At 44.2% G+C, this 26,713-nt stretch carries 12 protein-coding genes; 4 read left to right on the top strand and 8 right to left on the bottom strand.

All coding sequences use genetic code 11. The features are described 5' to 3' along the window. Window positions 1–297: 297 nt before the first annotated feature. Both I3257_RS03410 and lptD read right to left on the bottom strand, forming a co-directional pair. Window positions 298–1,701, bottom strand: a complete 1,404-nt coding sequence (locus I3257_RS03410) for a peptidylprolyl isomerase (protein ID WP_238048823.1) — start codon at window positions 1,699–1,701, stop codon at window positions 298–300. A 150-nt stretch (window positions 1,702–1,851) separates the two neighbouring features. Continuing rightward, window positions 1,852–5,007, bottom strand: coding sequence for an LPS assembly protein LptD (lptD, locus tag I3257_RS03405; protein WP_238048822.1), 3,156 nt, complete (start codon window positions 5,005–5,007; stop codon window positions 1,852–1,854). A 381-nt stretch (window positions 5,008–5,388) separates the two neighbouring features. Between lptD and I3257_RS03400 the strand changes: the two genes are divergently transcribed. Together I3257_RS03400 and murU are read left to right on the top strand one after the other, a co-directional pair. Continuing rightward, entirely contained in the window at window positions 5,389–6,501 is a 1,113-nt protein-coding gene (locus I3257_RS03400) for a phosphotransferase (RefSeq protein WP_238048821.1), read from the top strand. Between the two features lie 133 nt (window positions 6,502–6,634). Continuing rightward, window positions 6,635–7,378 carry an N-acetylmuramate alpha-1-phosphate uridylyltransferase MurU gene (gene murU, locus I3257_RS03395; protein WP_060490697.1) on the top strand — a complete coding sequence of 248 codons (744 nt, stop codon included), beginning with the start codon at window positions 6,635–6,637 and terminating at the stop codon, window positions 7,376–7,378. A 369-nt stretch (window positions 7,379–7,747) separates the two neighbouring features. Here murU and cydB read toward each other — a convergent pair whose 3' ends face one another. The 6 genes from cydB to I3257_RS03365 all read right to left on the bottom strand — a co-directional run bounded on the left by cydB (window position 7,748) and on the right by I3257_RS03365 (window position 17,327). After that, a complete protein-coding gene (gene cydB, locus I3257_RS03390; protein ID WP_045445007.1) occupies window positions 7,748–8,764 on the bottom strand; it encodes a cytochrome d ubiquinol oxidase subunit II in 1,017 nt (338 codons plus the stop codon). Continuing rightward, window positions 8,764–10,245: a cytochrome ubiquinol oxidase subunit I gene (locus I3257_RS03385; protein ID WP_198329828.1), complete on the bottom strand. Its 1,482-nt coding sequence runs from the start codon at window positions 10,243–10,245 to the stop codon at window positions 8,764–8,766. The genes cydB and I3257_RS03385 overlap by 1 nt, the downstream gene beginning before the upstream one ends. A 690-nt stretch (window positions 10,246–10,935) precedes the next feature. After that, window positions 10,936–13,410, bottom strand: coding sequence for an alpha/beta hydrolase (locus I3257_RS03380; RefSeq protein ID WP_238048820.1), 2,475 nt, complete (start codon window positions 13,408–13,410; stop codon window positions 10,936–10,938). Window positions 13,411–13,730: 320 nt separating this feature from the next. Next, entirely contained in the window at window positions 13,731–14,879 is a 1,149-nt protein-coding gene (locus I3257_RS03375; protein WP_238048819.1) for a hypothetical protein, read from the bottom strand. Window positions 14,880–15,158: 279 nt separating this feature from the next. Beyond that, window positions 15,159–15,797, bottom strand: a complete 639-nt coding sequence (gene coq7, locus I3257_RS03370; protein ID WP_201539625.1) for a 2-polyprenyl-3-methyl-6-methoxy-1,4-benzoquinone monooxygenase — start codon at window positions 15,795–15,797, stop codon at window positions 15,159–15,161. Between the two features lie 198 nt (window positions 15,798–15,995). Beyond that, the gene (locus I3257_RS03365) at window positions 15,996–17,327 is read right to left on the bottom strand and encodes an MFS transporter (protein WP_238048818.1); all 1,332 of its coding nucleotides are present in this window, start codon (window positions 17,325–17,327) and stop codon (window positions 15,996–15,998) included. Window positions 17,328–17,791: 464 nt separating this feature from the next. Between I3257_RS03365 and I3257_RS03360 the strand changes: the two genes are divergently transcribed. Next, complete coding sequence (locus I3257_RS03360) at window positions 17,792–21,340, top strand: BamA/TamA family outer membrane protein (protein WP_238048817.1); 3,549 nt, start codon at window positions 17,792–17,794, stop codon at window positions 21,338–21,340. Between the two features lie 165 nt (window positions 21,341–21,505). Continuing rightward, window positions 21,506–26,500 (top strand): translocation/assembly module TamB domain-containing protein, encoded by a 4,995-nt coding sequence (locus tag I3257_RS03355; protein ID WP_238048816.1) that lies wholly within the window; start codon window positions 21,506–21,508, stop codon window positions 26,498–26,500. The last annotated feature ends 213 nt before the right edge of the window (window positions 26,501–26,713 follow it).

Here is a 26,713-nt window from a genome sequence, read left to right as displayed (position 1 = left end):
TTATAGGATACTGTTTATGACTTAGGATGAGTCAGCATGGAAGAAATAATAACAACAATATGAAGCGCCATAGCCCCGAACCAATCGCCCTAGGTTCGGGGCTTTTCTTTGTGTGCGTAATGCTTACATTTATTTTATTCGATATTCTTGTGTTTAGACATGCTGCAATGTCTTTGAGATTACCTTCTGATTATTTTTAGCACATAAATGAACGTCAATAAAAAAAGGGTACATGCATTAGCATATACCCTTTTTGACAAAGCATTATTAGATTTGACTTATCGATGCCTGTATCAGTTAGCCAAGTACTTGGATGTAAGCACCTGCGCGTAGCTCTTGTAGCCAGTCTTCTTTGGCTTGCGGTGCTAAGCGCTGATAAAGCGCTTGACGTGCCATATTGCGACGATATTGATCGCTAACATCTTGTTGGCGTTTGCCTTCTATTTTCAATATATGCCAGCCAAACTGGGTTTTGAAAGGAGCAGAGTAGTCACCAACCGCTGTGTTTTTCATCATGGCTTCGAATGGACCAATCATGTCTTCTTCGCTCACCCAATCGAGATCGCCACCGCGGCCAGCTGAACCGGGATCATCTGAATAGGTCGATGCTAAACCAGCAAAATCAGCGCCGCTGCGTAACTGTTCATACAAATCATTAATCTTTTGCTCAGCAAGCGCGTCTGTCTGTAGCTCATCAACTTTTACCAATATGTGACGAGTACGCCACTGCGGTATCAGCATAGTGTCGCTGGCTTTTTTGTCAGCAAGTTTGATGATATCGATGCCTTCAGGAGTTATTAGTGGTGCGCTGACCGCGCCAACCTCAAGTTTGGTAATCTCACTTGATAGCTCTGTAGGTAGAGAAGCGGCTTTATGAAAGCCCATATCACCACCTTGTAGCGGAATAGGATAGTTGCCTTGGCTAGCAGCGACTGCTTCAGCGACATCAACGTTTGGTGCAAGCAGGCGAGTACGCAGAGCTTCTGCTACCTTTAACGCCTCATTGCGCTGGGCTTCTGAGAGTCGGCTGTAGTCATCAATGTAAGGTACTCGTACATGAATCGTTTGATACTCACTCTGGTTTAAGCGCTTGGCTTCAGGCGAGGCCAAAAATGCATCAATATCCTGTTCGCTGATGCGCACGCGGTTACCGATTTGGCGCTGTTGCAAGGCTTGAATGGCTGCGTCTTCGATTAATTGCGCACGTAGCGCCGCATAGCTACCAGGTTTTGCTGCGTCCAAACGCTGTTGCAAAGCTAAGATGCTCGTCAGCCCTTCTGCTTGAGCGATTTGACTGAGGCGCTGATTGATAGCCGCTTCATCAGGGTTTAAACCGACGCGCTTGACCATGGACAGTTGTAACTCACGCAATATAAGCGCATTTAACACCTCAGACTGTAGCTGTGCTGAGTTTGCTATTGGTTCACCAGCCGCTTTTGCACGTGCTTGTGCTTGGGTGATAGCATCGATCAAATCACTCTTTAAGATAGCATTTTCATTGACTAAAGCAATAATACCGTCGGTGCTATTGGCTGGCGTCAAACGATTGACGTTATTCTGCGCGGTCACGGCATTTGCTTGAGGCGCTTGTGATTTTGCAGGTTTAACGGTGGCAGCTTGGGCGCTCAATGTAAGCGCAAGGCTGGCACTCATAGATAGCAATACAGCACGGCTGGTTTGACGTAAAGAAAAAAATCTCATGATGCTCCTCATCAATGTCATCGCATCGGATGGTAGTTGGTCAACGCTGTTTAATACTTTTAACAGTCAAATATTAGACAGGGTTGACCATAATAGGGTTACAAACAGGGTTATGAAATACATAGCAAAAATATTTATACAAGCACGGTCTTAATCTTTCCAAGCAGTCTGGACAGGTTCAAAGCCCAAGATTTTATCAGAGAGTAAGCGAGTCAGGCGGCTGCTACCACTACCCAAACCATTCAATCTAATCTCTGCCATAATGGCTTGCGTTGGTTTGTCTTTGACATTTAAGTCATTATAGTAACGACGACCATAAACTGCAAAACCAAAGCAGCAATCTTCGTAATCAACGCCGACCAACGAATCAAGGACTTTATCACGATTGTAATCGTATTGACCTTGAGCCAAGATTCGCCAGCTGTTATTGATTGGAAAGACAGCCGATGCGGTAAAAGCAGAGAGCGGCAGCTGATCGGTGTTTTCATCACGTTGACGTTTGACAAATCCAACATTAAACAAGCTGTTGTCAGACGGCTGATAACGCAGCTCAGTCGTAATATAATTTAAATCATAATCATTGGTCAGTGCGCCACTAACATCAACCCAAAAATTGTTGTAAGGCTGCGTGCTGGTATCCCAAACCATCCCTGAAGATGAAGAGGTGAAGACAGGTTGCTGATCATCAAGCGTAACACGTCCATTATCGATATAAAACTGCTCTGCAATGCTACCATCAAAACGTGTCACACCCGTTGCGTCGATGTAACGATAATTAATACCAGGAGTAAGCGAATGCAAATCTTGCAAGCGATCATGCCCTAAGAACCAACTGTCAGAGAACAGTTGTTCATAATTAATAGAGGCAATACGCGTATTAAAGTTCGGAATATCGTTTTGGTCTTCATATGGCGAGTAGGTGTATTTCAATCGCGGACTAAGCAAGCGATAGCCACCCATGGTATCGTCGAATGCGCCAAAAGGCGAGCCTGCTTGATAGAAATTCAGACCTGCATCTATACTGGCTTGCGGTACAAATACCGACTGGCTACCGTCTTTATCACTCAATTGGTTGTCGGCTAAGCTATCCTCATCATAAGAGGTATAGAGATGTTGTAAGCTCAGTTTGGGCTTGATATAACCCCAAGATTTTTCCATTGGATAAACGGCGCTGAGTTTATTATAAATTCGCCCGCCACTTTTTTCATTCTCAGAGCCATCGTCGATGGATTTTTTGAAATAAGCGGAATCATGTACACCAGTGATATCGAAGCTCTTCGCCCAAGGCAGTCGATAATCGAGCTTGAGCTGCGGCAATCTTGAATAAGGTTTATCTTTGTCTTCTAAGGGTTTGCCATTACTGGTAAAAGCGTCTAGAGTTTGAAAGGTTTCTACCTTCAATTCACCATCAACATAGTCATTATAATAATTGACACGTGCACGGCGTGGTAAGTTTATGGTGCTGTCTGATAGACCCAGCGTGTCAAAATCATTGAGGTAGTCTGAATCTGACACATAGCTGTATTTTGCATCACTGCTTAAGCGTGGAATGCTCTTAGATGACCAATAATGATCATAAAAGAAGCTAGAGCGGTCTTCGTCATTGTACTCTTTGTCATTAGGCAAATATGAACCATTAAAAATACCTTCGCCATAACTTTCGGTCAGATAGCGAAACTCGCCTGACACCATAGGATTGCGATCGGTATAAATATGGGTATTGAGCGTGGCATCATAATTGGGTGCCAAATTGAAATAGTAGGGTATATCAACCTCAAGACCGCTTTCACTACTGATACTGGCATTCGGCAATAAAAAACCACTGGTGCGACGATTATCAATCGGAAAGTTGAAGTAAGGCAAATAGAACACAGGCACATCAGCGATACGGAAAGTAGTATTATAGGCTTCGCCGCGACCTGTATCGGTATCCAAATCAATGCTTTTGGCATCAAACTGCCATTTACGATTGGTTGGTGGACAGGTACTAAACATGACATCATCTAGCTCATATTGACTGTCATTCGGTCGGTTCAAGCGCTTGGCATAACCATGAGCTTGCAGTTCTACACTAGCAAAAGCCACATCATTGGCTGTCGACTGTCCAGTTTCAGTATTATAATTTAAGCTATCGGCGACCCCAATAAGCCCGCCTTTTGATGCTTTTTCAGTGAAATTGGCTTGGGAATTATTCGATGAGCGGTTTGGCGCATTGCTATCTAGTGCGTTGTTGCGTGATACTTGCTGACCTGTCGCTTGGTCAGTAAACATGACTTTACCTTGAGCGGCGGCTACGCCATTGCTCAAATCTAACAAGACTTTTTCTGCTTCTATCTGCTGGGTACCCTGATTGATGATGACATTGCCCGACAGCTCTGCATAGTCGACATTGTCGTAATAACCATAATCTGATTCTGAAAACAGCGGCGCTTGATTATTCGGGAGACCATTTAAGTTTGGCGCAGGCTGTCCATTGGTTGCTCCCGCCTCATTGACCGCGCGTTGATAGTTGGGGTTGCTCTTTGGATAAACCCATTGACCTTCGCAGCGTTGGGCGCTATCTACGGCATTCGGTAATAACTGTAAGTTTTTACCCACTTTTGGAATGGTTTGCGGGGTAGGTGTTAGCTCGTTTTGAATGATATCTTGGTTAGCATTATCACTATTGTTTAACGTTGAGGCATCTGTATCAGGTGTCAGCTCATAAAACTCTGCTAAACGCAGCAGACTATCTTGAATACTTTCATCACTCACATCAACTTTACCAGTCTTCTGTGCGGCTTTAGGTGCAGTGGTTTCAGTAAGCTGAGCAGTGCTATTGTTTTGAGTGGTCGAAATCGTATCTGCTGCTGGTACAAAACCTTGATCATCACTCTCATTAATGGCGGTAATTTCTAGAGGGCGGTTGTCTAAGGGACTTTCATTAATAGCATTCTCATTAGAGATGCTGTCGTTGAAGGTGTTTTCACTAAAGGTGCTTTCATTAAAAGTATTGTCAAAACTACTGTCTGACGCATTGTTATCAGTAGCAGCCTTTTGAGACGCATTACGCTGAAAGTCAGTCTTTTGATTATTGCTATTTTGATAGCGGATATCATTATAGTCGCTGTCTTTTTGGACGCTACTGCGATTGGCATCAGGTGTAACATCAGAGATATAGTGGGTGCTACTGTCAGTGATTAGCGACTCAGTTTGCTGTGTGTCAGCATTGCTGGGCGCAGCACTAACGGTTAGGCTGGACAAGCCTAAGGCACCAAATAAGATCAAACGGATGCTTTGGTAAAGCGGAGAATATAACAAGGGCACACCTATGATTGCAGAGCCTATTGAATTGCGATACTGAATTTAGTAACCATATTATTAATCATGTATGGCGGTTAATAAACGACTAAAAAATCACTGATTGATAATGCTATCTTAAGAATTTGGCTGTTTTACATATAATGACGACTAATCATAGTCAAAAAAAACCAAATCAGCTACACTATTTACCAAAATTTATAATATAGCCAAGCTGTTTTTTGAATGGTTGCTGAGGTTATGCTCAGCGCTAGATGTCGAATGATATTCCAATACGCCTGCTATCGCAGTTTTTTTGGCTCAAGACGTTGCTATTTTAACAAGGTTTTGCCTGACTTATCACTACTTTAATTGTTTATGACTTATATTTAACCTGCGATGCCCATTATGACTGATAAAATACTTTTAGAGCCTAATATGATCGATACCAAACTCAATAGCCGTCTACAACAATTAGAGAGCTGGTTGCAGCAAGTATTTGCTGGTCAAACGTTCCAACTCGATAGTCTACCCGGTGACGCAAGTGCTCGCCAATACCATAGAATCCAGCTGTCAGACAGTAATGGCACGACAGTCGCACATTATATTGTTATGGATTCAGCGGACGAACAAGACGCCATGCGCCAGTTTATCAATGTGACTAAGCTGATGGCACCGGCGATCAATGTGCCGACGCTCATCGCACAAGACGTGACGAAAGGATTTTTGGTGTTACAGGATTTTGGTGCGATAGAGTTCGCCCATCTGCTAGTTGATGCGACGCCTGCGCAGATAGATGAGCATTATCAGTTGGCAATGCAGACGTTGGTCGCGCTACAGACCGTGCCAGTTGAAACAGCCAAGTCGCAACATCAATTGCCAGATTATGATACCGAGCTATTAGATCGTGAGATGGATTTATTCAGCGATTGGTTTATACCTTATATCGGTGTCGAGCTTGATAAAGCATTATGGAAGACTTTAAAAGAAGCCTTAATAAAAGAGATTTTGCAGCAACCACAAGTCATCGTCCATCGTGATTATCACAGTCGCAATTTGATGCAAGACCAAGCGGATAGCTCGCGTTTAGGCGTGATTGACTTTCAAGACGCCGTCATCGGCTCTTATACTTATGATTTAGTGTCATTGCTGCGAGATGCTTATGTAGAATGGCCAGAGAGCCAAGTCTCTGCATGGCTTAATGATTTTTGGCAGTTGCAAAAGCAGGCAGGCTTGACTACGGTAGATAGCATAAAGCAGCTCGAAAACGATATGAATGTCATGGGCGTGCAGCGACATTTAAAAGTGTTGGGGATTTTTATTCGCTTGTCTGAGCGAGATGGCAAAGACCGCTATTTGGCGGATATACCTAAGGTGATGCGTGATTTAATGTTCGAGTTAGAATGGTTAGAGGCGCACGGTAGACCGCATATGCAACGAGCAGTAGCGCCGTTTAATGAGAGTCTCAGGGATAATATACTGCCAGCTTATCAGAGTAAGTTTGTACAGCAATATATTTAGAACGAACCACTTGCGAGCTTTATTTGACGCGAATGCTCATCTGATAAGTAATGCTCATTTGATAAGTTACGTTAAAACATTAGCAAATTTTAATCTGAATGTATAATCCCATAAAATAAAAAAAGGAGCGCACATGTCTGAGATTGACCGAGCAATGATTACCCAAGCAATGATTTTGGCTGCTGGTAAGGGCACGCGTCTGCGTCCGTTAACACTGGATACGCCCAAACCTCTGGTAGAGGTGGGTGGGCAACCGCTTATCGTCTGGCACATTAAAGCGCTACAAGCGGCTGGTATCACTGATATCACCATTAATGCGTCATGGCTGGCTGATAAGCTGATGGATACACTGGGTGATGGCAGTCAATACGGTGTTAAATTACATTGGTCAGTAGAGAATGATGAGCCTCTAGAGACCGCAGGTGGTATTTTTCGAGCGTTACAAACTGGCAAGCTGCGCGATGAGCCATTTATCTTAGTGAACTCAGATGTATGGACGACCTATGATTTTGCGCAGTTGCGAGATTATAAGCTTGGCGCTGATCAGCGCGCACATCTGTTATTGATTGACAATCCAGAGCATAATAACGGCGGTGATTTTGCCATCAATAATGGTTTAGCCAGCGAGCAGCCGATTGGTGATGCAGACAAATACACCTTTGCTGGCATTAGTGTGATGTCACCACGATTGGTCGATGGGTTGGTATCAGGTCAGCCAGCGGCGTTGGCACCATTGCTCAAGCAAGCGATGATAAAGTTCCAAATCACGGCTGAAATCATTTCTGATAATTGGATAGATGTGGGCACGCCTGAACGCTTGGCGCAGGTAAACGAATTTATCAAAAGTAACGGTGTTGATCACCATCAAGGCGCTTAGATTATGGCGTTTAGACTATGGTGTTTATAATAAGGCACTTAGATTAAGATGCCTAATTATTACTAATCTTACATAAGTAGTCGTATAAAAAAGCAGCGTCGATGAATCGGCGCTGCTTTTTTATGTGATATAGCCATGGCTAAGTGGGCTGCAAATGACTGCTAGATACCCATAGCCAACTTGATTAATTGAGCAATCGTAAAAATAACTGCAAACCCTGCTATATATAGCCCAATGAACCATGCCCATTGTGACTGTTTCTTACTGAGCTTCTTCATGCTCGCCTCCTACTACGTGTTAATGCGCTTTAAAAAGTGTAGCCACTGCTAATATTTGCAGTAGCCACATTTTTATATCCTTTGTTTACCCTTAGTACATATGCTCATGTCCAGTTTTACCCTTAAAGGTGTAATAGGCAAAAGCGGTATAACTCAGGATAATCGGTAGCATTATGACGGCACCAACTAACATAAAGGATAGCGAGGTGTCAGCTGCGGCTGCCTCATAAATCGTCATCTGATACGGTACGATGTATGGGAACATGGCGAAACAAACCCCGATATAGCCCATCAAAAACAGTGCCACAGTCAACAAGAAAGGACGATATTCGCGCTCGCCACTTAAATCTTTACGCATCAAGAAAAATAATAGTAAAACTATAATTGGCATAGGCGCTAGATATAATAGACCTGGGAAACCAAACCAGCCTTCGAGGGCATTAATGTCTGAAAAATACATAAACGCTGTGACGACGATCATTGCCACTACCAAAGCAGACAGCATCCAGCCAGACACTTTGCGTGCCCAGACTTGTAAGGTATGCTCAGTTTTGATAATGAGCCATGTAGAGCCAAGCAAGGCATAACCAATAATCATGGCAAAGCCGCAGACGATCGAGAAAGGTGTTAACCAATCAAACGGCCCACCAGTATATAGGCGGTTGCTTGCCTCAAGACCTTGTACAAGCGCCCCAAGCATAATACCTTGAGAGAATGTAGCAACGACTGAACCAACAAAAAAGAAAGTGTCCCATACGTGACGACGTGACGATGCTTTGAAGCGAAATTCAAATGCTACACCGCGCATTATTAGACCGAATAGCATAAAAGTAACAGGCAGATAAAGCCCTGTCATAATGATGCCATAAGCCACTGGGAAAGCAGCGAACAAGCCGCCACCGCCTAATACTAGCCAAGTCTCGTTACCATCCCAAAACGGGGCAATAGAGTTCATAATGCGGCTACGGTTTTTATCTGAGCCAGCAAAGGGAAACAAGATGCCGCAGCCCAAATCAAAGCCATCAAGCAATACATAGATAAAGACGGATAGAGCGATCAGTCCGCCCCAAATTAAAGGTAAGTCTAATACATCACCGTAGTTAAACATTAGCGTAACCCTCCATCATCGACGTCGTTTGCAGGAGTATCTATATCTTCTTCAGTGCTCTTAGCAGGATTGCTATCGCCACTGAGCGCACGACCTTGGCTTTCGGTCACTGAGTGCTCATAGAAGTTATCATCGGCAGGATCTTCATACGGTTTTGGCCCTTGAGCGATCAAGCGTAGAATATAAAAACTGCCTGCACCGAAGACAAATATATAGAGGACAATAAAACCAATCAACGTGGTTGCCACTTGCTGTGCTGCGAGCGGTGACATACTTTCTGCGGTGCGTATCACACCATATACAGTCCATGGTTGACGTCCTGTCTCGGTCACAAACCAGCCCGCCAATAATGCGATAAAGCCAAGTGGCGTCATCATCATCCAAGCACGGTGGAACCAGACACTTTCGGGATTATACTGCTGCTTTTTAAAGTATTTATAGAGACTAAATAAGCCGACCAGCACCATTAACATGCCAATACCAACCATGATGCGAAATGCCCAGAATACAATCATGACCGGTGGTTGGTCTTCAGGTGCCCAGTTTTTTAGACCTTTTACTTCGCCATCTAACGAATGGGTAAGAATCAAACCTGAGACATAGGGAATGCTTATTTCATATTTATTGGTTTGGTTTTCTTGGTCGGGAATAGCGAATAAGCGTAACGCTGCGCCGCGCTCATCCTCCCAAATACCTTCCATCGCTGCGACTTTGGCTGGCTGATGCTCTAAAGTGTTTAGACCATGCTCATCGCCAATCAATACTTGAGCGGGTGCGACAAATATCGCCATAATCATGGCCATACCTAGCATGACACGACCATGCTGACGGTGTTCGGTGTGTTTTTTGGACTGAATATAATAAGCACCAACCCCGCCAATGACAAAGGCAGTCGTCAAGAATGCCGCTGTCATCATATGAGCATAGCGGTAAGGGAATGAAGGGCTAAAAATGATCTCAAGCCAGTTGGTAGGATATAAAAGTCCATCTGCGCCCATCATAAAGCCTTGCGGCGTCTGCATAAAGCTGTTGGCGGCTAAAATCCAAAAGCCTGAAATCAGTGTACCAATGGCGACAATGGCAGTGGAAGCGAAATGCATACGCTTGCTCACGCGCCCCCAACCAAATAGCATAATACCTAAAAAGGATGCTTCTAAGAAAAACGCGGTCAATACTTCGTAGGCGAGTAGTGGGCCCAAGACGTTACCGGCTTTGTCAGAAAAGACCGCCCAGTTAGTACCGAACTGGTAGGACATTACTACACCAGATACCACGCCCATACCGAATACCACGGCGAATATTTTGACCCAATGCTTGTAGACTTCAGCATAGATAGGCTCGCCTGTTTTGAGCCAACGGAATTCAAGTACCGTTAACCAGCTGGCAAGTCCGATAGAAAACGCGGGAAAAACAATATGAAACGAGATAACAAAAGCGAATTGGATACGCGCGAGCATCAGCGCATCGAGCTGGTCAATCATAAACGTAGCGAACATAAACGGTTACCCTTATCTGTTAGCTGAATAGCGCTGGCTTCCATAAAACGCTCAAGTAACTGCCCGCAATCGTCTATAGATTAAGGTAAAAAATAGTACGGGCAATGGCTCAGTGTTGATTAGCGAGCAATCTTAGGGATAGAGTGCGGCTAAGCTAACGACTGTTTAGCTGAATTAAGTAATTTATATCCCTATAAATTAATACATTACTGTCAGGTGCTGTCAATATATTATGCGCTTCCCTAGATACACACGCAAGCTGCGCAACAGATTGGTCGCATACCTGAGAGTCATTAAAAACTGCTGAGATAAACCCAGATATATCAGACTAATCGCTTGGGAAAACAAGATGTTATCAAGTTCACCTTAATAACAGTAATGTTTTATTTGTGTACTAGGGCGTGTCTTCAATTCACTCGATAGTCCTCTAAATGGGCTAAAAATGGCTAAATCTTGCCAAACATCGTCAAATAGCTGGTTAATATCCCGATATTATCTGCGCTATTTTCCTTGTTTGACGGCAATTTATCTCATGTTTATCACCATTTTTGAAATGAAGACACGCCCTAGTATAGGCACAAATATCCAACAGAGTACAAAGTTGCAAAGCCATCTGCTTTACTCTTAATTTTAAAGTGCAAAGACCAGTGCAGTGCTATATGACACAAGCAATCATTATTCCTGCAATTGTTTATGTAGAATCTGGCGTAATGTCAAAATAGTTTGCGGGTTAGTTTGAATGCTATGACCACCGCTGATAATCGTCTCAGAGGCTGCGCCATCAAGATGAGCGCTGGTATAAGGAACAATGCCATCTGATAAACGTTCAGTTAGCGCTTGGCTGATATCTTCATTGACAGTGACGGCTGCAACCAGTGGTTGGGCAGATAGCTTTGAGTTATCAGAAGGGCTACTGGTACCGCCTGTCTCATCTTTGGTGTCTTCTTCTACTGCTTGTGACAAATCAACCTTTGCACCGGCTGGCTGCATTTGCGCCAGTCCTTTAGTAATATCGGCATCATTATTGGCAATGATAGAATGATAGGTAACACGATCATTGATGGTGATGTCTTTCGTCAGCTGTATAAAAGAGGATTTGTCGCTCAGCTGACTTGCGCCATTTTGTAAATATAACGCACCCAAAGGATTTTGTGCCAAATCACCTTGCGTGGCAATAGTTGCCAAGTTGTCCGTGACAGTTTTTACCAAACCGACTGGCAAATAGACGATACGGCGCAGTGCCCGAGTGAACCAGCGATCTGCATAGTCAGTTCCGCGAAAAGGCGCTGATAAAAAAACAGCCGTATCTACTTGTGGTAAGGCTTTTAGCTCAAAGCGTTCTTTTAGCTGATCTTCGCCAAATGATGCTTTAAGTGCGTCACGAATCTTACGTTTTTCACTATCAGACAGCACATTTTGATCGTCTAGTCTATCTAGGTCATCGACCAAGTTCTCATCAGATAGCATCATGCGAGCGATAATGGCACCCATACTATGACTGATAATCACGCTGTTTTTGCTGGCGCGATTTTGTCCTTTAGGATCAGTTTGCTCGTAGGTGCTGTTGATTAACTGTTGTATTTGATAACGGTTTTCTAAAATGGGCAAATTGGTTGGATAGAATATCTGCCACACTTGATAGTTATCACGCAACTTATCGTCGTTGAGAATATCGTTGGTTAAATTGACCCAAGTGGCAGGGCTAGAAGCCAAACCATGCAGCATAATCAGGACGCGCTTATTGGGATCATAAGGCTCAAGCATGAATAATTTGGGCAGTCTGGCCTCTGGCTGGCGAGTGATTAAATTGAGATAACCGACGCCATCTAGCTGGTTCTCTGACAGCCACAAGCCATAACCTGCAGAAAAGTTAGCCGCCAGTGGATAGTCACTATTAAGGATATTAACGCTTTCGCTTTGGTATGGGTTGTATAAATGAATATCGAGCTTGCGACTGCTTAGTACATCCAGTACGCTATCGCCGCTTGGTTCAATCAATCCTGTTAATAGCAAATGTCCAGTAGGGTAGATACGCGAACTTGGCTTACTCTCATCTGTGTCTCCATCTTTCTCATTGGTCAATCGACCTGACAATGATGACACTAATAATTGGCGAATCGTGGTGGTATAACGGTCATCCAGTGAGGCCACCAAGCTGATACCTAAGCCTGGACGTTTGCTAATTGAGTTAAGCCCAGAGAGGCGTAATTCGTAAGTGGAAACCAGGTCTGCTAGTGCAGAGGTCTGCTTATGTGCATTTTGCAAATAGTTATTTTCATTAGGCAAATAAACACCAAGATCATAATCATCAATTTGTATTTTCATGACGTTGACTTGATCAGTCGGTTTGCCCTTGAGCGGTGAGTAATTGGCAATCGCGGCTTGGTTACTGTCATTAAGATTGTTAGGGGATGTGGGCAAATAATCTACTTTGGTGCCGCCCATCAATTTATTTGAGCCGTTAGTTGATCTATAAAGCTGGGTTATCACATCATTACTGGCGGCATTATAGATGTCTTGGGTTTGAATATCGGTATCATTTGGAATACGGTTCTGTGCCTGAGAGGGGCTTTTGTCTTGATCTGCGCCCTCAAAATCATGCGTCAAACTGTCATAAAATAAATAGGTATAACTGGATTTGATAGCATCGAATAATCGCTCCTGATAACCTGTTAGACAGCGATTGGTGTTTTCTTGCTGGACTTTAGCTTCTGTATCCTCTAAAGGTGCGTTGGCATAATAAGGATCAAGTGGCGGGCGAGCCAGCGCATTGCGGCAGTCTTGAGAGGCAGAAAGCTGTCGCGCTTTTGCGTAGTGTAACTCTGCAAAAACTGCCAAAGCAGGACGGTAGTATTCATTCAAAATACTGTCAGTAAGCTGAGTGAGGCATAAATCAAACTGCTGCATACAGGCTTGCTCATTAAGCCCTGCCGATAAGAGCGCTGATACCGTGTCACTGCTTAGTTTCTTGGTGGTGACGATATTACCGCGCTGCGCAGTAATCGTCTTCGCTGACGCTTGCTTATTCACTGATACCGTACTGCACGCAGGTAATAATGCTACCGCGGCTATCAAGGCGACTGATGTGATCGAAAATGGGGTTTTCTTAGCATGCGTCACCATATTTTTGATAGGGTTAGCGAAAGTCATAGGTGAGTCCAGTTAGTCGTAAAAGCATGGTTGAGTCAGTAATTTATAAGAAGAAGTGTAGCGTAACTTTTCGCATTAAACTATTTTATTTAAATTTCAAAAATACGGTTTAAACTTCGATAATTGAATTGAACACGCATTTAAATAAGGTAGACAGCAAGTTGGATTCAATGGAGTTTTGCTAGACATGAAAAAGCCCCTGACTCTATATTGAAGTAATTTCTATATAAAGTCAGAGGCTTAGTCGAGTCAATCTAGCTTATGGAGCAATCATGGTATTTGGTGAACTTACTTAATGACATTTAAATACCCAATCGATGTTAAGCACTAGGCTTAACATTGATGTCAGGCGCAGGTATATCCCAAATGTAGAATTTACCCTCTTCAATAAGTTTGATTTGCTGACGAATGATGTCATTGTTAGGATTTTTCTGTTCAAGACGACGTAAGCGCTCTAATGCATTATCGCGGCGATCACTTAACAAGTCTGACTGTGCCAAGCTTTGCTCTGCTTCGGTATAGCCAAGAGACACTGCGCGGTCTAGGTATTTTTGACCTTCTTTAAAGCCGCCGCCTTCTGACAACATCATGCCATATAAGAAGTTGGCTTCGCCGCTATCAGGTTGCAGTTTAATGGCACGGTCAACATATTTTCCACCACGTATCGTATAGTCTGATCCCAAATCTAAGTTACGTCCCATGCCATTGAGTTTAGCGGCACGAATCAATACATCATAAGAGGCATTTGGTGATTCAGCATAAGGCTGTATCCATTCAGCCAATACTTTGATTTTTTCACGCGTATAATGGCGCTGTGAGCGGTTAGGGAAGTTTGGTGGGTAATGACGGGCATTTGGTGAGACGTCTTCGATGAAGTCATCCAGCAAGCTCACGTCTAGCTGATCGTTGTTATTACCGTTTTGCTGAGGAATCAACACAGTCGGTACAAAGCTTACGTCTGACAATTGCACTTGCGGCGTTGGTATATTGGCAAGCTGACCACTACGCAGGTCGACACCAGTAGCGGTCAATGGACCAGGCTCATAAACTCGAGTGGTGCCAGTGAACTCAGGTATTTTTGGTGCTGGTACAACATCTTGTGGCTGCAATGTACTCATTGGCGCACGATACGGCTGAGCATTATTTGGCAAAGGAGCGCTTTGTGGAACGCTACTGCTTTGAAGGTCAGTTGGTTGAGTATTGGCTGTCACCGCCGCAGTCGGTAAAGTACCCTCTTGTGCTGTACTCGCCGCAGTCGGTCGAGCAAGGCGAATCACACGTTTGCTAGAATCCATGGCACTAGGCACCGATGTGGCAGTAGTATCGGTCTTTGCCGCATTAGTTTCTGCCGCATTGACAGGCGCTGAGAATAGCATGGCACAAGCTGTTGCCAGTGCTGTTAGAGTTGCCAGTTTAGGCGACTTGCTAGACGCACGGGCAGAGAGAGTCGATTGGTTGATGGCTTTCATAAAAATCGTTACCTTAATTTATTTAGTTGTTATTTAGCAATTGAATGGTTATTAGCTCATGTCTTTGCGGCAAAATCATACAAATTTTTAATACCCTAACAAATTCAACTGAGCGCTATCAGTAGTAGGATTGTTAATAGTAACGCGATAGCGTGTACGTTATGCCAGCGACAGCAGGGTAAATGAGAGCAATATCAATAATAAAGCGCACTGCACTTACCATCACAACGAACTTACCATCACAATCTATCGCTCAAAACCTGCTATCACAGATGGCAATTACAAGTGATATGCCGTGGCTTTCATGCGATTGGCCATCCAGCGCATAGTATGACGTACAGGCGGTGATAACGCTGCGCCGCCACTTGCTAATGCCAGCTCACGATGATGCAACTCTTCAATATCCATTTGTGCCAGTATCTCTTTTGAGCGTTTATCGTGCTCTGGTAATTGGGTGATATGGTCTTGTAAATGTTCGCTGACTTGAGCTTCTGTCTCTGCGACGAATCCCAAGCTAAATTCATTAGAGATGGCACCCGCGACTGCGCCAAGACCGAAAGACATGCCATACCATAATGGCGTAAAGACACTGGCATGACTGCCAAGCTCGTCTAATCGCGTCTCGCACCAGACCAAATGATCGACCTCTTCTTCGGCTGATTGCTGCATGGCTTGCTTGACGCCGTTGTCTTTGGCGGCAAATGCTTGACCATGATACAGACCTTGCGCGCATACTTCACCAGTATGATTGATACGCATCAATCCGGCGACATGTCGCGCCTCGGTGATAGTGAGCTCAGGAATCTCGTCACTGCTGACTGGTAGTGGACGAGTGCTAGGGTTTGAATGTGGTACGACAGCTCGTAATGCCTTATCGACCCCAAGTAACAATTGGTCGACTTTGGATAAGGGACGCAGGGCCATGATTCACTCCTGATGGCTTAAATACGATCAAAAAATTAAACTTATCTGTTCTGCTAAAAACATTATCTGTTTTTCTAAAATAATGATAGTGATTAACGCATAAGTATTACTATAGCAAACAATCCAAATTATCAGCATCAATATTATCGGTTTGATAACACACCGATTGCTATAGCAGCATGTCAATCTTACTTATGGAGCCACTTCATCGTGCGTTTGGATGACTGCATTTTTAATATGCTTATTGAGTTTATTGTATAAAAAGGCACCGAAGGCAATGTTTATGAGTCCTGTCACTAAAAATAGCTGAGGTAAATTGAATCCCAAAGCGTTCAAGATCACGATAGAGAAAATCGCTGAGGTGACCATAAATATCGCGTTAAAGATATTGTTGGCACCAACGACGCGCGCGCGGTGGCTCTTGGGTGCATAGGCCTGCATAGAGGCATATAACGGTACGATGTATAAACCGCCGCTAAAGCCCAAAAAGAATAAATCAGCAAACACGCGCCAGCTGCCACTCACCGCAAATAACTCACTGATGCCAAACAGAGTCGCATTATTCACATTGATGTTGAGACTTGACAGTGAAAAATACAAATCAATTGCAAAAATACTTAAGCCGGCGATACCAAAGGGCAAAAGACGTAAGCTGACTTGGTTTTTGGTTAGTGATTTGCATAATAATGAGCCAATCGACACACCAACAGAAAACAAGGTTAATAGGAAAATAACCACTGATTCATCACCATGTAAGATGACCTTGCTAAATTCTGGCGTTTGGGTCAAAAACGTCGCGCCATAAAACCAAAACCAGCTATTACCAAGGATGACAAAGAACAAAAAAGGCAATGAATATAAGTAGCGCACCGTCGCCACACTAGTGGTCACAATGTTCCAGTTGATTTTTAGGTTTGGCTGCATCGCTGGCATGTGGGGTATCAATCGTGCGACAAAATAACCCAATACGGCGATGACCAATACGGTCACACTTATCCAATAGAGCGGCTGTGCTATCTGGGTTAAAACGCCCGCGATAATCATACCGAGTAAGATCGCTAACGATGTCCCCATTTGAAACAAACCATTAGCACCAACCAATTCATCTTCTTTCATCGCTTGTGGTAAGTAGGCGTATTTAATAGGCCCGAAAAAAGTAGATTGGGTGCCCATGAGAAACAACGCAACAAATAACAATGCATACCATTCAAACACGAACCCTACTGCCGCAATCACCATAATCACGAATTCAAGCAATTTAATCAATCGTGTGAGTTTTGATTTTTCAAATTTATCCGCGATTTGTCCTGCCAGTGCAGAAAACAAAAAGTAGGGCAAAATAAACAACATCGCGGCCAAGTTATTTAAAATACTGACTTCCATGCCCAACTGACTCGCAGCGGTGTAAGTCAAAACCAGTATGAGCGCTTGCTTAAAAATATTGTCATTAAACGCGCCCAAAAACTGGGTAAAAAACATGGCACTAAAACGGCGGTGCTTAAATAATTGAAACTGATTGGCCATGAAAATTCCTACAGACGGGTCGCGGTTGCTAGATCAAAAAAAAGCGCTGAATACCGCTTTTAAAGTGAAAGTAATTATCGATATAATTATTAACAGTATCAAAAACTTATCAAAATATAGCATAGGTTTTATCAATATTAAGCCGTATAATAGCAAGGCTTTGGTAAAAATACATGCGCTCGACGCTATGATTTCATAATTATCTAAGTTATGATTTGTAAATTTTGCATGGTTGCGTCGCGAGGTTTGAGTGATGGCAAAGGCTTGCTACCACTCACGCATGTTTATTTTTTGATAAAAACATGGTGCTAATCTGACTCCAAGGTTTGCGTTATAAACGGTCATTATCCAAAGCAAGACAGTAAACCATAATTCAGCCAACTGCTATAAGTTTATTCACCGGTAAGACTAGGCGATTGTTATCGTTCATAATATTGTGCCGCGTGAGGTGATAGGAAATACACATGAAACACCAGCCTTCAACGCTCGCGCGCAATGTATCGATGATGCAGTGTGATACGGATAATGTTCGAGAGGATATTAAAATTCAAGATTTTCAGAGTGACCGTCTTCAAAAAACACGTCGTGCAGCAGCTGTGACAACTCATGGCAATTCGCCGCGCATTCATTTTACGCGCTCAGCACTTTTCACTGCGCTAGCGACCAGCCTAGTGGGTTTCGGTATGGCACCTGCTGCATTGGCTGATACCACAAATAATGTCAGTTCTCCTAAACAACCTACGAGCAATCAAATAGCTGTCGATCAGTCAAACATTCAACCAACCAGCACTCAATCGACCACACTGTCAGATGATGATACTCAGCTCGATATCGCTTTGGATGCATTGCGCCTAAAAAAGGCAGTAGAGCAGGGCATTATCGATCAGTCAGTATTAGATGAGTACAGCGAACAAAGCCTAGGCATTAAGAAGTCTGATGCTCAAGATAAAAGCGCTAAAAAACCAGCTGCTCAGCCTCAGAGTACGGCTAATGCTCAGGCAAATGCCATGGATAATATGGCTGGCGCAAATGATGCTCAGCTCGATCTTTCCAATAACGCCAATGATGACTTGTTGCAACAAGCCGCAGCGATACAGCAGCAGGGTTATCAGATGATGACGCCCGAGGAGATTGATCGTGAGCTAGCTGCGATGGACATGCAGAATACCCAAGATATTGATGACATCAATAATAGTACCAACGTTAATAACAATAACAATAATAATGATATCAGCAATAACGATCGCGATTTTGATGCGCCAATTGCTACATTAGATGATGCAACTCCGCCTATTGGTTTAGATGTGGATTTGGATGCAACCAATCTGCCAACTCCTAACAACCTTGAGACGCTTGGTAGGAATGAGAGCGCCGCTGAACGCGCACAGACGGCTGAAGTTATGTCGCGTCCGATCGATGTTAGCGACTCTGTCAGTAGTGGGCGCGTGGATGGAACTGGTACTTTCGATAATGAGATTGTCGCCAATGCCAGTGATGAGACCAATGAAGATGGTACAACGTCAGATATCATCAATCCTGATGACTACTTGCCAGACTATCAAGCAGACTCTCAGGGAATAAACCAGAGTATCGAACAAGCCAGTAAGCCCAAGCCAATGGCACGTAATAAAGGCAATATCGTGAAACGCCTTTATAATCGTTTATTCAATGCAGGTGTGATGGCATTACCACATGTAGATACTACAATTTATCTACGGCAGGCGACCGCTGAAGGTGCTGTCGATGGTAAGCCAAAGCTCACCAAAGCGGATAATGACGTTCAGCCCATGAAAAACATCAAGGCTGCCCTTGATGATACGACGGTTCAGTCAGTTACCGACTTTACGGCCGCCTTGCCACGCCTACGCCAAACAGCATTAGAGGCAGCCCAAGCAGTGGGTTACTATGATATTACGTTACGCCTACGTCAGCGCAATGCTGACACGATCGATGTCATTATCGAAGAGCTGGGCGAGCCGGTACGTGTGGACAGCCGTATTGTTGAGATTCGCGGTGAAGGCAGTGAACAACCAGAATATATAGCACTTGAAAAAGACTTGCCGCCACAAGTGGATGATATCTTCAATCACCGTGTTTATAAAGATAGCAAGGCGGCCCTTGAGTCGCTGAGTAATACTTATGGCTATTTTGATCAATATTGGCTCAACAAATCCGTTGATATTATCTTGCCAGATAATACAGCAGATGTGTCGCTGGTCTACAACACTGGTGATCGTTATGAGTTTGATGACGTTGTGTTTTTTACATACGATGAAGAAACCAATACCTTAACCCAAGATCCTGACAAGCTACCTGTTGAATTGTCACTATTACAACAGTTGTTTGACTTTAAGCCCGGTGATCCTTTTTATCGACCAGCGGTGACCGAGTTTAGCAATGACTTATCAGCGACTCGTTATTTTAATACGGTTAACGTTGAGTCGATATTGCCGCCAGATGAACGCAGTGAAGCCAGTACTTTGGCTTTTGATAACACACCTACCAATAATAGCGGCACACTCGACGACGATATTAATAGTGATGGCGCCTTAGACATTGCGGGCAATAATGGTGCTGAAAGTTCAGCTGCTTCTAATAGTAGCCGTGTTAATAAAGACAATAACGCTGATGATGGTGATGAAAATAACGCAGAGAGTGAGGGCAATACGACTGCCAATAGCGGTGAAACAGTCAATCCCGCCGACATTGCGGCGATCGATTTTGAAGCTGATGCAGCAACACTTGATAAGCTACAAGCTATCAAACAAAAAGCAGAGCGCTTGAGCCGCTTACCAAATGACCGTGTATTGGATGAAAAAGACCAAGAAGCGGACAATATTTTGGGTAAAATAAGCGACGGCATCAGTAATATTGCGCAAAAAATATTCCCTGATGAAGAAAGCTTAATCACTGATGAAAACTTTGTACCACCAACGCTGGCTGGTCGAAAAACACCGCAACAAGTGGCAGAAAGTAAAAAAGTACCGTTGTATGTTTTTGTCTCTTCAAGTAAGCCGCGCGATGCCCAAGTAGGTCTTGGTTACGGCACAGATACGGGCGTGCGAGCGACGGCAAAAATAGACTATAATTTGCTCAATCGTAAAGGCTACCAAGCTGGTGCGGAGACCGAGGTTTCCAGAATTACTAAAAACGTCGCTGTTTATGCCAGTCGACCTTGGAAACATCCACTTAACGATAAATTAGATGCGCGTCTTACCTATGAAGAAGAGGTCATCGACCAAGGTGAAGGCAACTTCGACTTATCTACTACGACGCTAAAAGCAGCATTGGCGCGTAATATTCGCCGTGATAGTGGCTGGAATCGCAGCTACTCTGTGAATTACCGTTTAGATGAGCTAGAGACTGGGGTCGATGAGACAGAGTTGGACGACCTACCTATCCGCTTTACTTCTTCTAAGCCTAAGCAGCAAGCGCTGCTATTCGGTTATGGTATGAACAAAACCGATGTAGACAGTGTGACCAATCCGACTCGCGGTATGCGTCAGTATTACTCGCTTGAAGCAGGGGCTGATAAAGCCCTTAGCGACACTAACTTGGCAATCATTCGCGCGGGTGTCAGCGGCATTTATAGTTTTGGCGATGAGCAAAAGCATCAAGTGCTGGGCAGTCTGAATACGGGCTACATCTGGGCAGATGATTTTTATGATGTGCCTTATAAATTACGCTTCTTTGCGGGTGGAGATCAAAGTATTCGTGGCTATGACTATGAGAGCTTGTCACCGCTCGACAAGGGCTATTTGACTGGTGGGCAAGTGCTCGCGGTTGGTAGTGCAGAGTATAACTATGAATTTAAACCAGGATTCCGCGGGGCATTCTTCACTGACGTGGGTAATGCTTACGATAAAAACTTCGAGACTGAGACAAAGGTCGGCGTCGGTGTTGGTATCCGCTGGGCATCGCCAGTCGGTGTGGTAAGAGTTGATGTGGCGGCTGGGGTGACAGAAGAAAGCATACCCGTTAGACTGCATTTCTTTATTGGCTCGCCTTTATAGCCATGCAATCCAGTAGTGACATCATTTAGCGCGTATTGAACATTATTAAGTCGTCTCCGTTAGTGACATAGAGACAGGTTCAACACGCGCTATTAGCAATATCCGTTGTATTCCTTATTTATCGTGCCGATTGCCGGTGACCATTCTTTAACGTAGTTGAGTGTCATGCTGACAAAAAATACCCCGCCTAATAATGCCCCAGATGAAGATCCAGCACAGCGCGATGCTCGTGCCGTCAGACGTTGGTATCCGCTGTCATTTTTGCTCAAATTACTGGTGCTTATTTTAATTGTGCTGGCCATCATGTTTGCTGTGTTTTTTTACGCAATGGGCACAGAGTCGGGTACGAAGTTTATATTAGAGAAAGTCAGTGCTGAGACGGGCATTGATTTTAAATATGGTCGCGGTAATTTACGTGATGGTATCTGGGTCACTGATATCGATATCAAGGCGACTGAAGACCTTGAAGTATTGGTTGATAAAGCTTACGTCAAGATAGGCTGGCGTGCCATATTTGCCAAAGAAGTGCATCTGCGTGATGCAGACATACAAACCATTGAGATTATCAATAACAAGCCACCAACGGGTGAGCCGTTCGATTATAAAACGTTACAGCTACCAGTGAACTTACGCTTTGATCACGCTAAAATAAAAAATATTACTTATAAACAAGTGACCAAAGAGCCCATCGTTGTGCAGGGTATTGTTGCCCGTGATTTAACATGGGTCGGTAGCATAGTAACGGTTGGTCGCGGCGATTTACAATATGCTGATATCGTCAAAATCAGTGCCTTACAAGGTGAAATTGATTTACAAGGCGACTATCCGCTAGATTTAAGCGCGATAGCAGAAGTCAGTGCGCTAGAAAAAGCCTATGTTGACCCATTGAATATCACGGCAACAGGGACGCTAAAACGTACGGTTGGTAAGGTTCGTAGTCGCTACAATGACAGCGATGTGAGCGGTGATTTTGTTGTACAAGGATTAGATCAGGATTCGCCGTTCCAGGCAAAATTGCAATGGGATGATATTTTGATCCCTTATGCTGAAAGCCAAAAAATTCGTTTAAAAAGTGGTACTGCTACCGCGACAGGGGTTATCTCTGAAATACGTCTGCGTATCAATACTGAGCTGACGGCTAAAGACATTCCGTCTGGTCACTATCAAGGTCGCGCCGTCATTGCAAACAGTCAGTTACGTATTGATCGCTTAGATGCTCAGGTGCCAGCTGGAAATTTAATTCTGCAAGGTATTTTAGATTGGCAAGACAGCTTTGATGCAAAAGTGCGAGCGACAGGGAGCAATTTTGATATTCGCCGTGTTATTCCTGATGACTATGCTGATTTCAAAGCATATGCACCGCAAAAGCTGAATGGTCGACTGTCATTACATTATCAGCAGAAAAACAGCGCTGGTAACATAGAGCTTGATGCAGATTTGCGTCAACGTGATGGCGAGCATGTGAATGCCAATATCGTCCAAGGCAAAACGTCAGCGAAGTCGACACAGGTAGCGCCTTGGTATATCGATGCCAAATGGCAAAACCTAATCCGCCGTGATGTGCCTAATATCGGTAATATTGATAGTCCGCGTGGACAGGCGGATGTCATCATTCGTGGCTCACGGTTATCAGTAGATGCCAATGCAGTCATTAATGAATTGAATGCCGCTCCTAAAGGCAACTATGACGTGCGCGTGCGCAAAGCTGGGGATGTCATCGACATCAATCGCCTGAATTATAAAGGAGTCGTGGGCGACTTATCAGGTACTGGGCAGATTCAATTGGCAAATAAAAAGCGTCCGCTCACATGGCAGATAGATGCACGTACCAATGGATTATTACCCAAACAGTATCGCAGTGATTTGCCGCTTGAGCGTCTAACCGGTAGTGTCAGTGCTCGCGGTCGTTTATTGGCTATTACTAAAGGTGGCGTTAGTGGTCAGCGTCATGTTATTACCTTAAACAATACCGACTTGCAGGCGCAACTTGATGCGACTCAAGATGGCCGTGCTATTGGCATAACGGGTGCTGGTGATGCCAAAATCGATATCGTTGGTGGCGAGCTGTCTATGTTCGATGCGCGCTTCAATGGGCAAGTCGATACTGCAGATGTACCAAAAGGACGCCTATCTATTGATGCGGCTGGCACGCCAAAGTTTATCAGTATTCGTAAGCTTAATTACAATGGTGAAGCGGGCGAAGTGAATGCCAAGGGCGTCATCGATTTGCGTAAAAATATCGGCTGGACGATAGATGGTCGCTTCGATAAGTTTAATTTGGGTTATTTCTTACCCAATAATCCAGCGATTATTACTGGTGACTTGAAGACCAGCGGCGAGTGGCAAACTGCGCCTAAGAATAGTAAAAATACCGCAGGCAAACTGCAACGTTTTGCGGTGAATTTCGATGGGGTACTAGATGCTGAGCAATTGCCAGCGGGCAAGCTGACCATTGATGCCAGTGGTGATGATCAGCTGATTCGTATCAAGCGTTTCCGTCATGTGGGCGCGGCAGGCAGTATTGATGCCAAAGGGACGGTTGATGTACGTCAAGGCATTGCGTGGGATATTGACGCAGTGATGGATCGTTTTAATATTGGTTATTTCCTCAAAGATACCCCAAGCCTTATCACCGGCACTATCGATACGGATGGGCGCTGGAGTGACTCGCAGCAAATCATTAATATCAAAAAAATTGATTTAAGAGGCATGTTAAAGGGTCAACCGCTTAGTGCCAAGGGTAGCTTAGCGGCGAAGATGCGTCTGCCAAAAGATTTGGCAAGCTATTTCAAGCGCCTACAAACGCAAGATGCACAGGCGCAATATAAGCAAGTAAATGCCTTGATAGACAGCTTAAACGCGGATAATTTAGTGCTACGTTGGGGTGATAATTACGTCACTGCTAATGGCAATGCTAAGCAATTACAAACCAAAATTAATATCACCAGTCTGGATCAGTTGTCAGATAAATTGGCTGGCAAAGTTACTGGCGGTGCGACCTTATCACAGCCAGCAGGACAAGCGCTGCCAACTATTTATATCGATTTGGTTGGCGAGCGGATTGCACTGCCGGGCTTTATTTTGCGCCAAGGTCGCGTGCGCGGTAAGCTGGTCAATTTAGCAAACAGCCCAAGTCAGCTTATTATCACCGCTGAAGGTTTAGATGCAGCTGGACAGAGTTTTAAAAGCGTTAAAGCGACTTTTAATGGTACTGAGCAAGCGCATGTGGTCAATCTTGACGTTGCCAATGAGCAGCTCACGATTGGCGCAAGGCTTAAAGGCGGCTTCAATCGGGATAAACTGAGCTGGTCTGGCGTCATCGGTAAGGGCCGTGTTCAATCTAAATATGCGACCTTAAATCAGTTACAGCCAGCGCAGTTAATGGTTAATTTACCCAACAATCAAAATGGCAATAATAACGATTTAAAAGTACAGTTGGCAGCGCACTGCTGGCAAGCCACCGATCAAACGGGCAAGGTGTGCTTACGTGAAAACTTAATCGCATCACCTGATAAAGGTGAGGTAAATATCGCCTTACAAAATCTAGATACGTCATTACTATCGGTCTTTTTACCCAAAGATATCGACTGGCATGGCAAAATTAATGGTAAGGCGATTGTTGGCTGGCAACGTGGTCGTCCACCGACGATTAATACCACACTGTATTCAGACAACGGCAAAATCGGTTTGATTCAAGATGGTGATAGTTTACCCGTCACTCTGCCTTATAAGCGGGTCTCACTAATTGCATTGTCCGTCCCTGAGGGCATCAAACTACGTACCGATATTAACACTGGTGGCGGTGCGCGTGGCTATGCTGAAGTGGTCGTTGATCCTTATAAGACACCTAAGCCAATTTCGGGCGCTTTGGTATTGAATGAGCTTAACCTTGCGATATTCAAGCCTTTCTTCCCAGGTATGCGAGTGCTAGAGGGCAATGTCACGATGGCAGGAGGATTGGGCGGTACATTAGATAAGCCGCAATTCTATGGCGATGTGAAACTTGCTAATGGCCGTATTGCGATGCTTGATTTGCCCATTAATTTAACCAATGTAAATACTGACGCCAAAATTCGTGGCACGCAAGCGACTATTGATGGAACCTTTAGCAGTGGTACGGGTAAAGGGGTTTTGACTGGTACCGTTAATTGGCAACAAAAACTCCAGGCCAAGCTTAGCGTCAGCGGCGAGCGTTTGGTGATTACTCAGCCACCATTGTTAGTGGCAGAAATCAATCCTGATATCGATATCATCGTGCGTCCAGGCGATCGTTTTGTCGATATTAAAGGGGCGGTCAGCGTACCGTCAGCGACCATTCGTCCGCCAGAAGCCAGCGAAGATATCATTACTCGAACTGAAGATGCAGTAGTTCTTGATCGTCGTCTCATTGGCAATATTGACGAGGTATTGGCAATATCGAAACCTTGGTCAATCAATGCGGATATCGGTGTCGACTTGGGTGATGATATCAACTTCCGTGGTTTTGGTGCCGTTATTCCTTTAGCTGGTGCGATTAATATCACTCAAAATGGCACGGGTGTTATGCGTGCAAAAGGGGTGGTGCAAGTATCACGTCGTACCAATATCAATGCTTTTGGTCAGAATCTAGAGCTTAACTACGGACAAGTGCGCTTTAACGGTGATGTGATGAAACCTAACCTCAGTATTGAGGCGGTTAAAACGATCAGTGGCAAAACGGTAGGTGTGCGTGTCAAAGGCAATACAGAAAGCCCCAATATTATTGTCTTTAATAATGCAGGTTTGACCCAGCAGCAGGCAATGAATGCTTTGGTGACAGGTCGAATTAATAACAAGGGCGCCACCCAAATCAGTGAGCAAGGCTTTAAATCGCAAGTGACGAATAACCTAGCCGCCGCGGGCTTAAGCTTTGGACTGAGTGGCACGCGCAATCTAACCAATCAGATTGGTCAGATTTTTGGTTTTCAGAGCTTGACCGTTGATGCCTCAGGCAGTAGTGAAGACACCAACGTCAACGTCACCGGTTATGTGACGCCTGACTTGTATATACGCTACGGAGTAGGGGTGTTTAATGCTCAAAATAGCTTATCTATTCGTTATCAGTTAACTCGACGTATTTATGTAGAGGCAACCTCAGCGGCAGAAAACGCGGTGGATGTGGTTTACAGTTGGCAGTTCTAAATCGCATCGTTTTATCCAATAAAAAACGCCTTTGAATGAAGGCGTTTTTTTATAGGTAGGCTAGGGCGTGTCCTTAATTCAATCGATAGTCATCTAAATGGGTTTAAAATGGCTAAATCTTGCCAAACGGCGTCAAATAGCTGACTAATATCTCGATATTAGTCAGCTATTTTCCTTGTTTGACTGCAATTTATCTCATTTTTATCACCATTT

The sequence above is a fragment of the Psychrobacter sp. Ps7 genome (assembly GCF_022129225.1).
GTDB lineage: Bacteria > Pseudomonadota > Gammaproteobacteria > Pseudomonadales > Moraxellaceae > Psychrobacter > Psychrobacter immobilis_A.
Note: the sequence above shows the minus strand (reverse complement) of the source record. Positions and strands in the feature narration are given on the sequence as shown.

Excerpts from the sequence above, each read along its gene's own strand:
- I3257_RS03365 (WP_238048818.1), bottom strand. The coding sequence starts at position 17,327 with ATGGCCAATCAGTTTCAATTATTTAAGCACCGCCGTTTTAGTGCCATG.
- I3257_RS03360 (WP_238048817.1), top strand. The coding sequence starts at position 17,792 with ATGAAACACCAGCCTTCAACGCTCGCGCGCAATGTATCGATGATGCAG.
- I3257_RS03355 (WP_238048816.1), top strand. The coding sequence starts at position 21,506 with ATGCTGACAAAAAATACCCCGCCTAATAATGCCCCAGATGAAGATCCA.
- I3257_RS03385 (WP_198329828.1), bottom strand. The coding sequence starts at position 10,245 with ATGATTGACCAGCTCGATGCGCTGATGCTCGCGCGTATCCAATTCGCT.
- I3257_RS03410 (WP_238048823.1), bottom strand. The coding sequence starts at position 1,701 with ATGAGATTTTTTTCTTTACGTCAAACCAGCCGTGCTGTATTGCTATCT.
- cydB (WP_045445007.1), bottom strand. The coding sequence starts at position 8,764 with ATGTTTAACTACGGTGATGTATTAGACTTACCTTTAATTTGGGGCGGA.
- I3257_RS03400 (WP_238048821.1), top strand. The coding sequence starts at position 5,389 with ATGACTGATAAAATACTTTTAGAGCCTAATATGATCGATACCAAACTC.
- I3257_RS03375 (WP_238048819.1), bottom strand. The coding sequence starts at position 14,879 with ATGAAAGCCATCAACCAATCGACTCTCTCTGCCCGTGCGTCTAGCAAG.
- murU (WP_060490697.1), top strand. The coding sequence starts at position 6,635 with ATGTCTGAGATTGACCGAGCAATGATTACCCAAGCAATGATTTTGGCT.
- I3257_RS03380 (WP_238048820.1), bottom strand. The coding sequence starts at position 13,410 with ATGACTTTCGCTAACCCTATCAAAAATATGGTGACGCATGCTAAGAAA.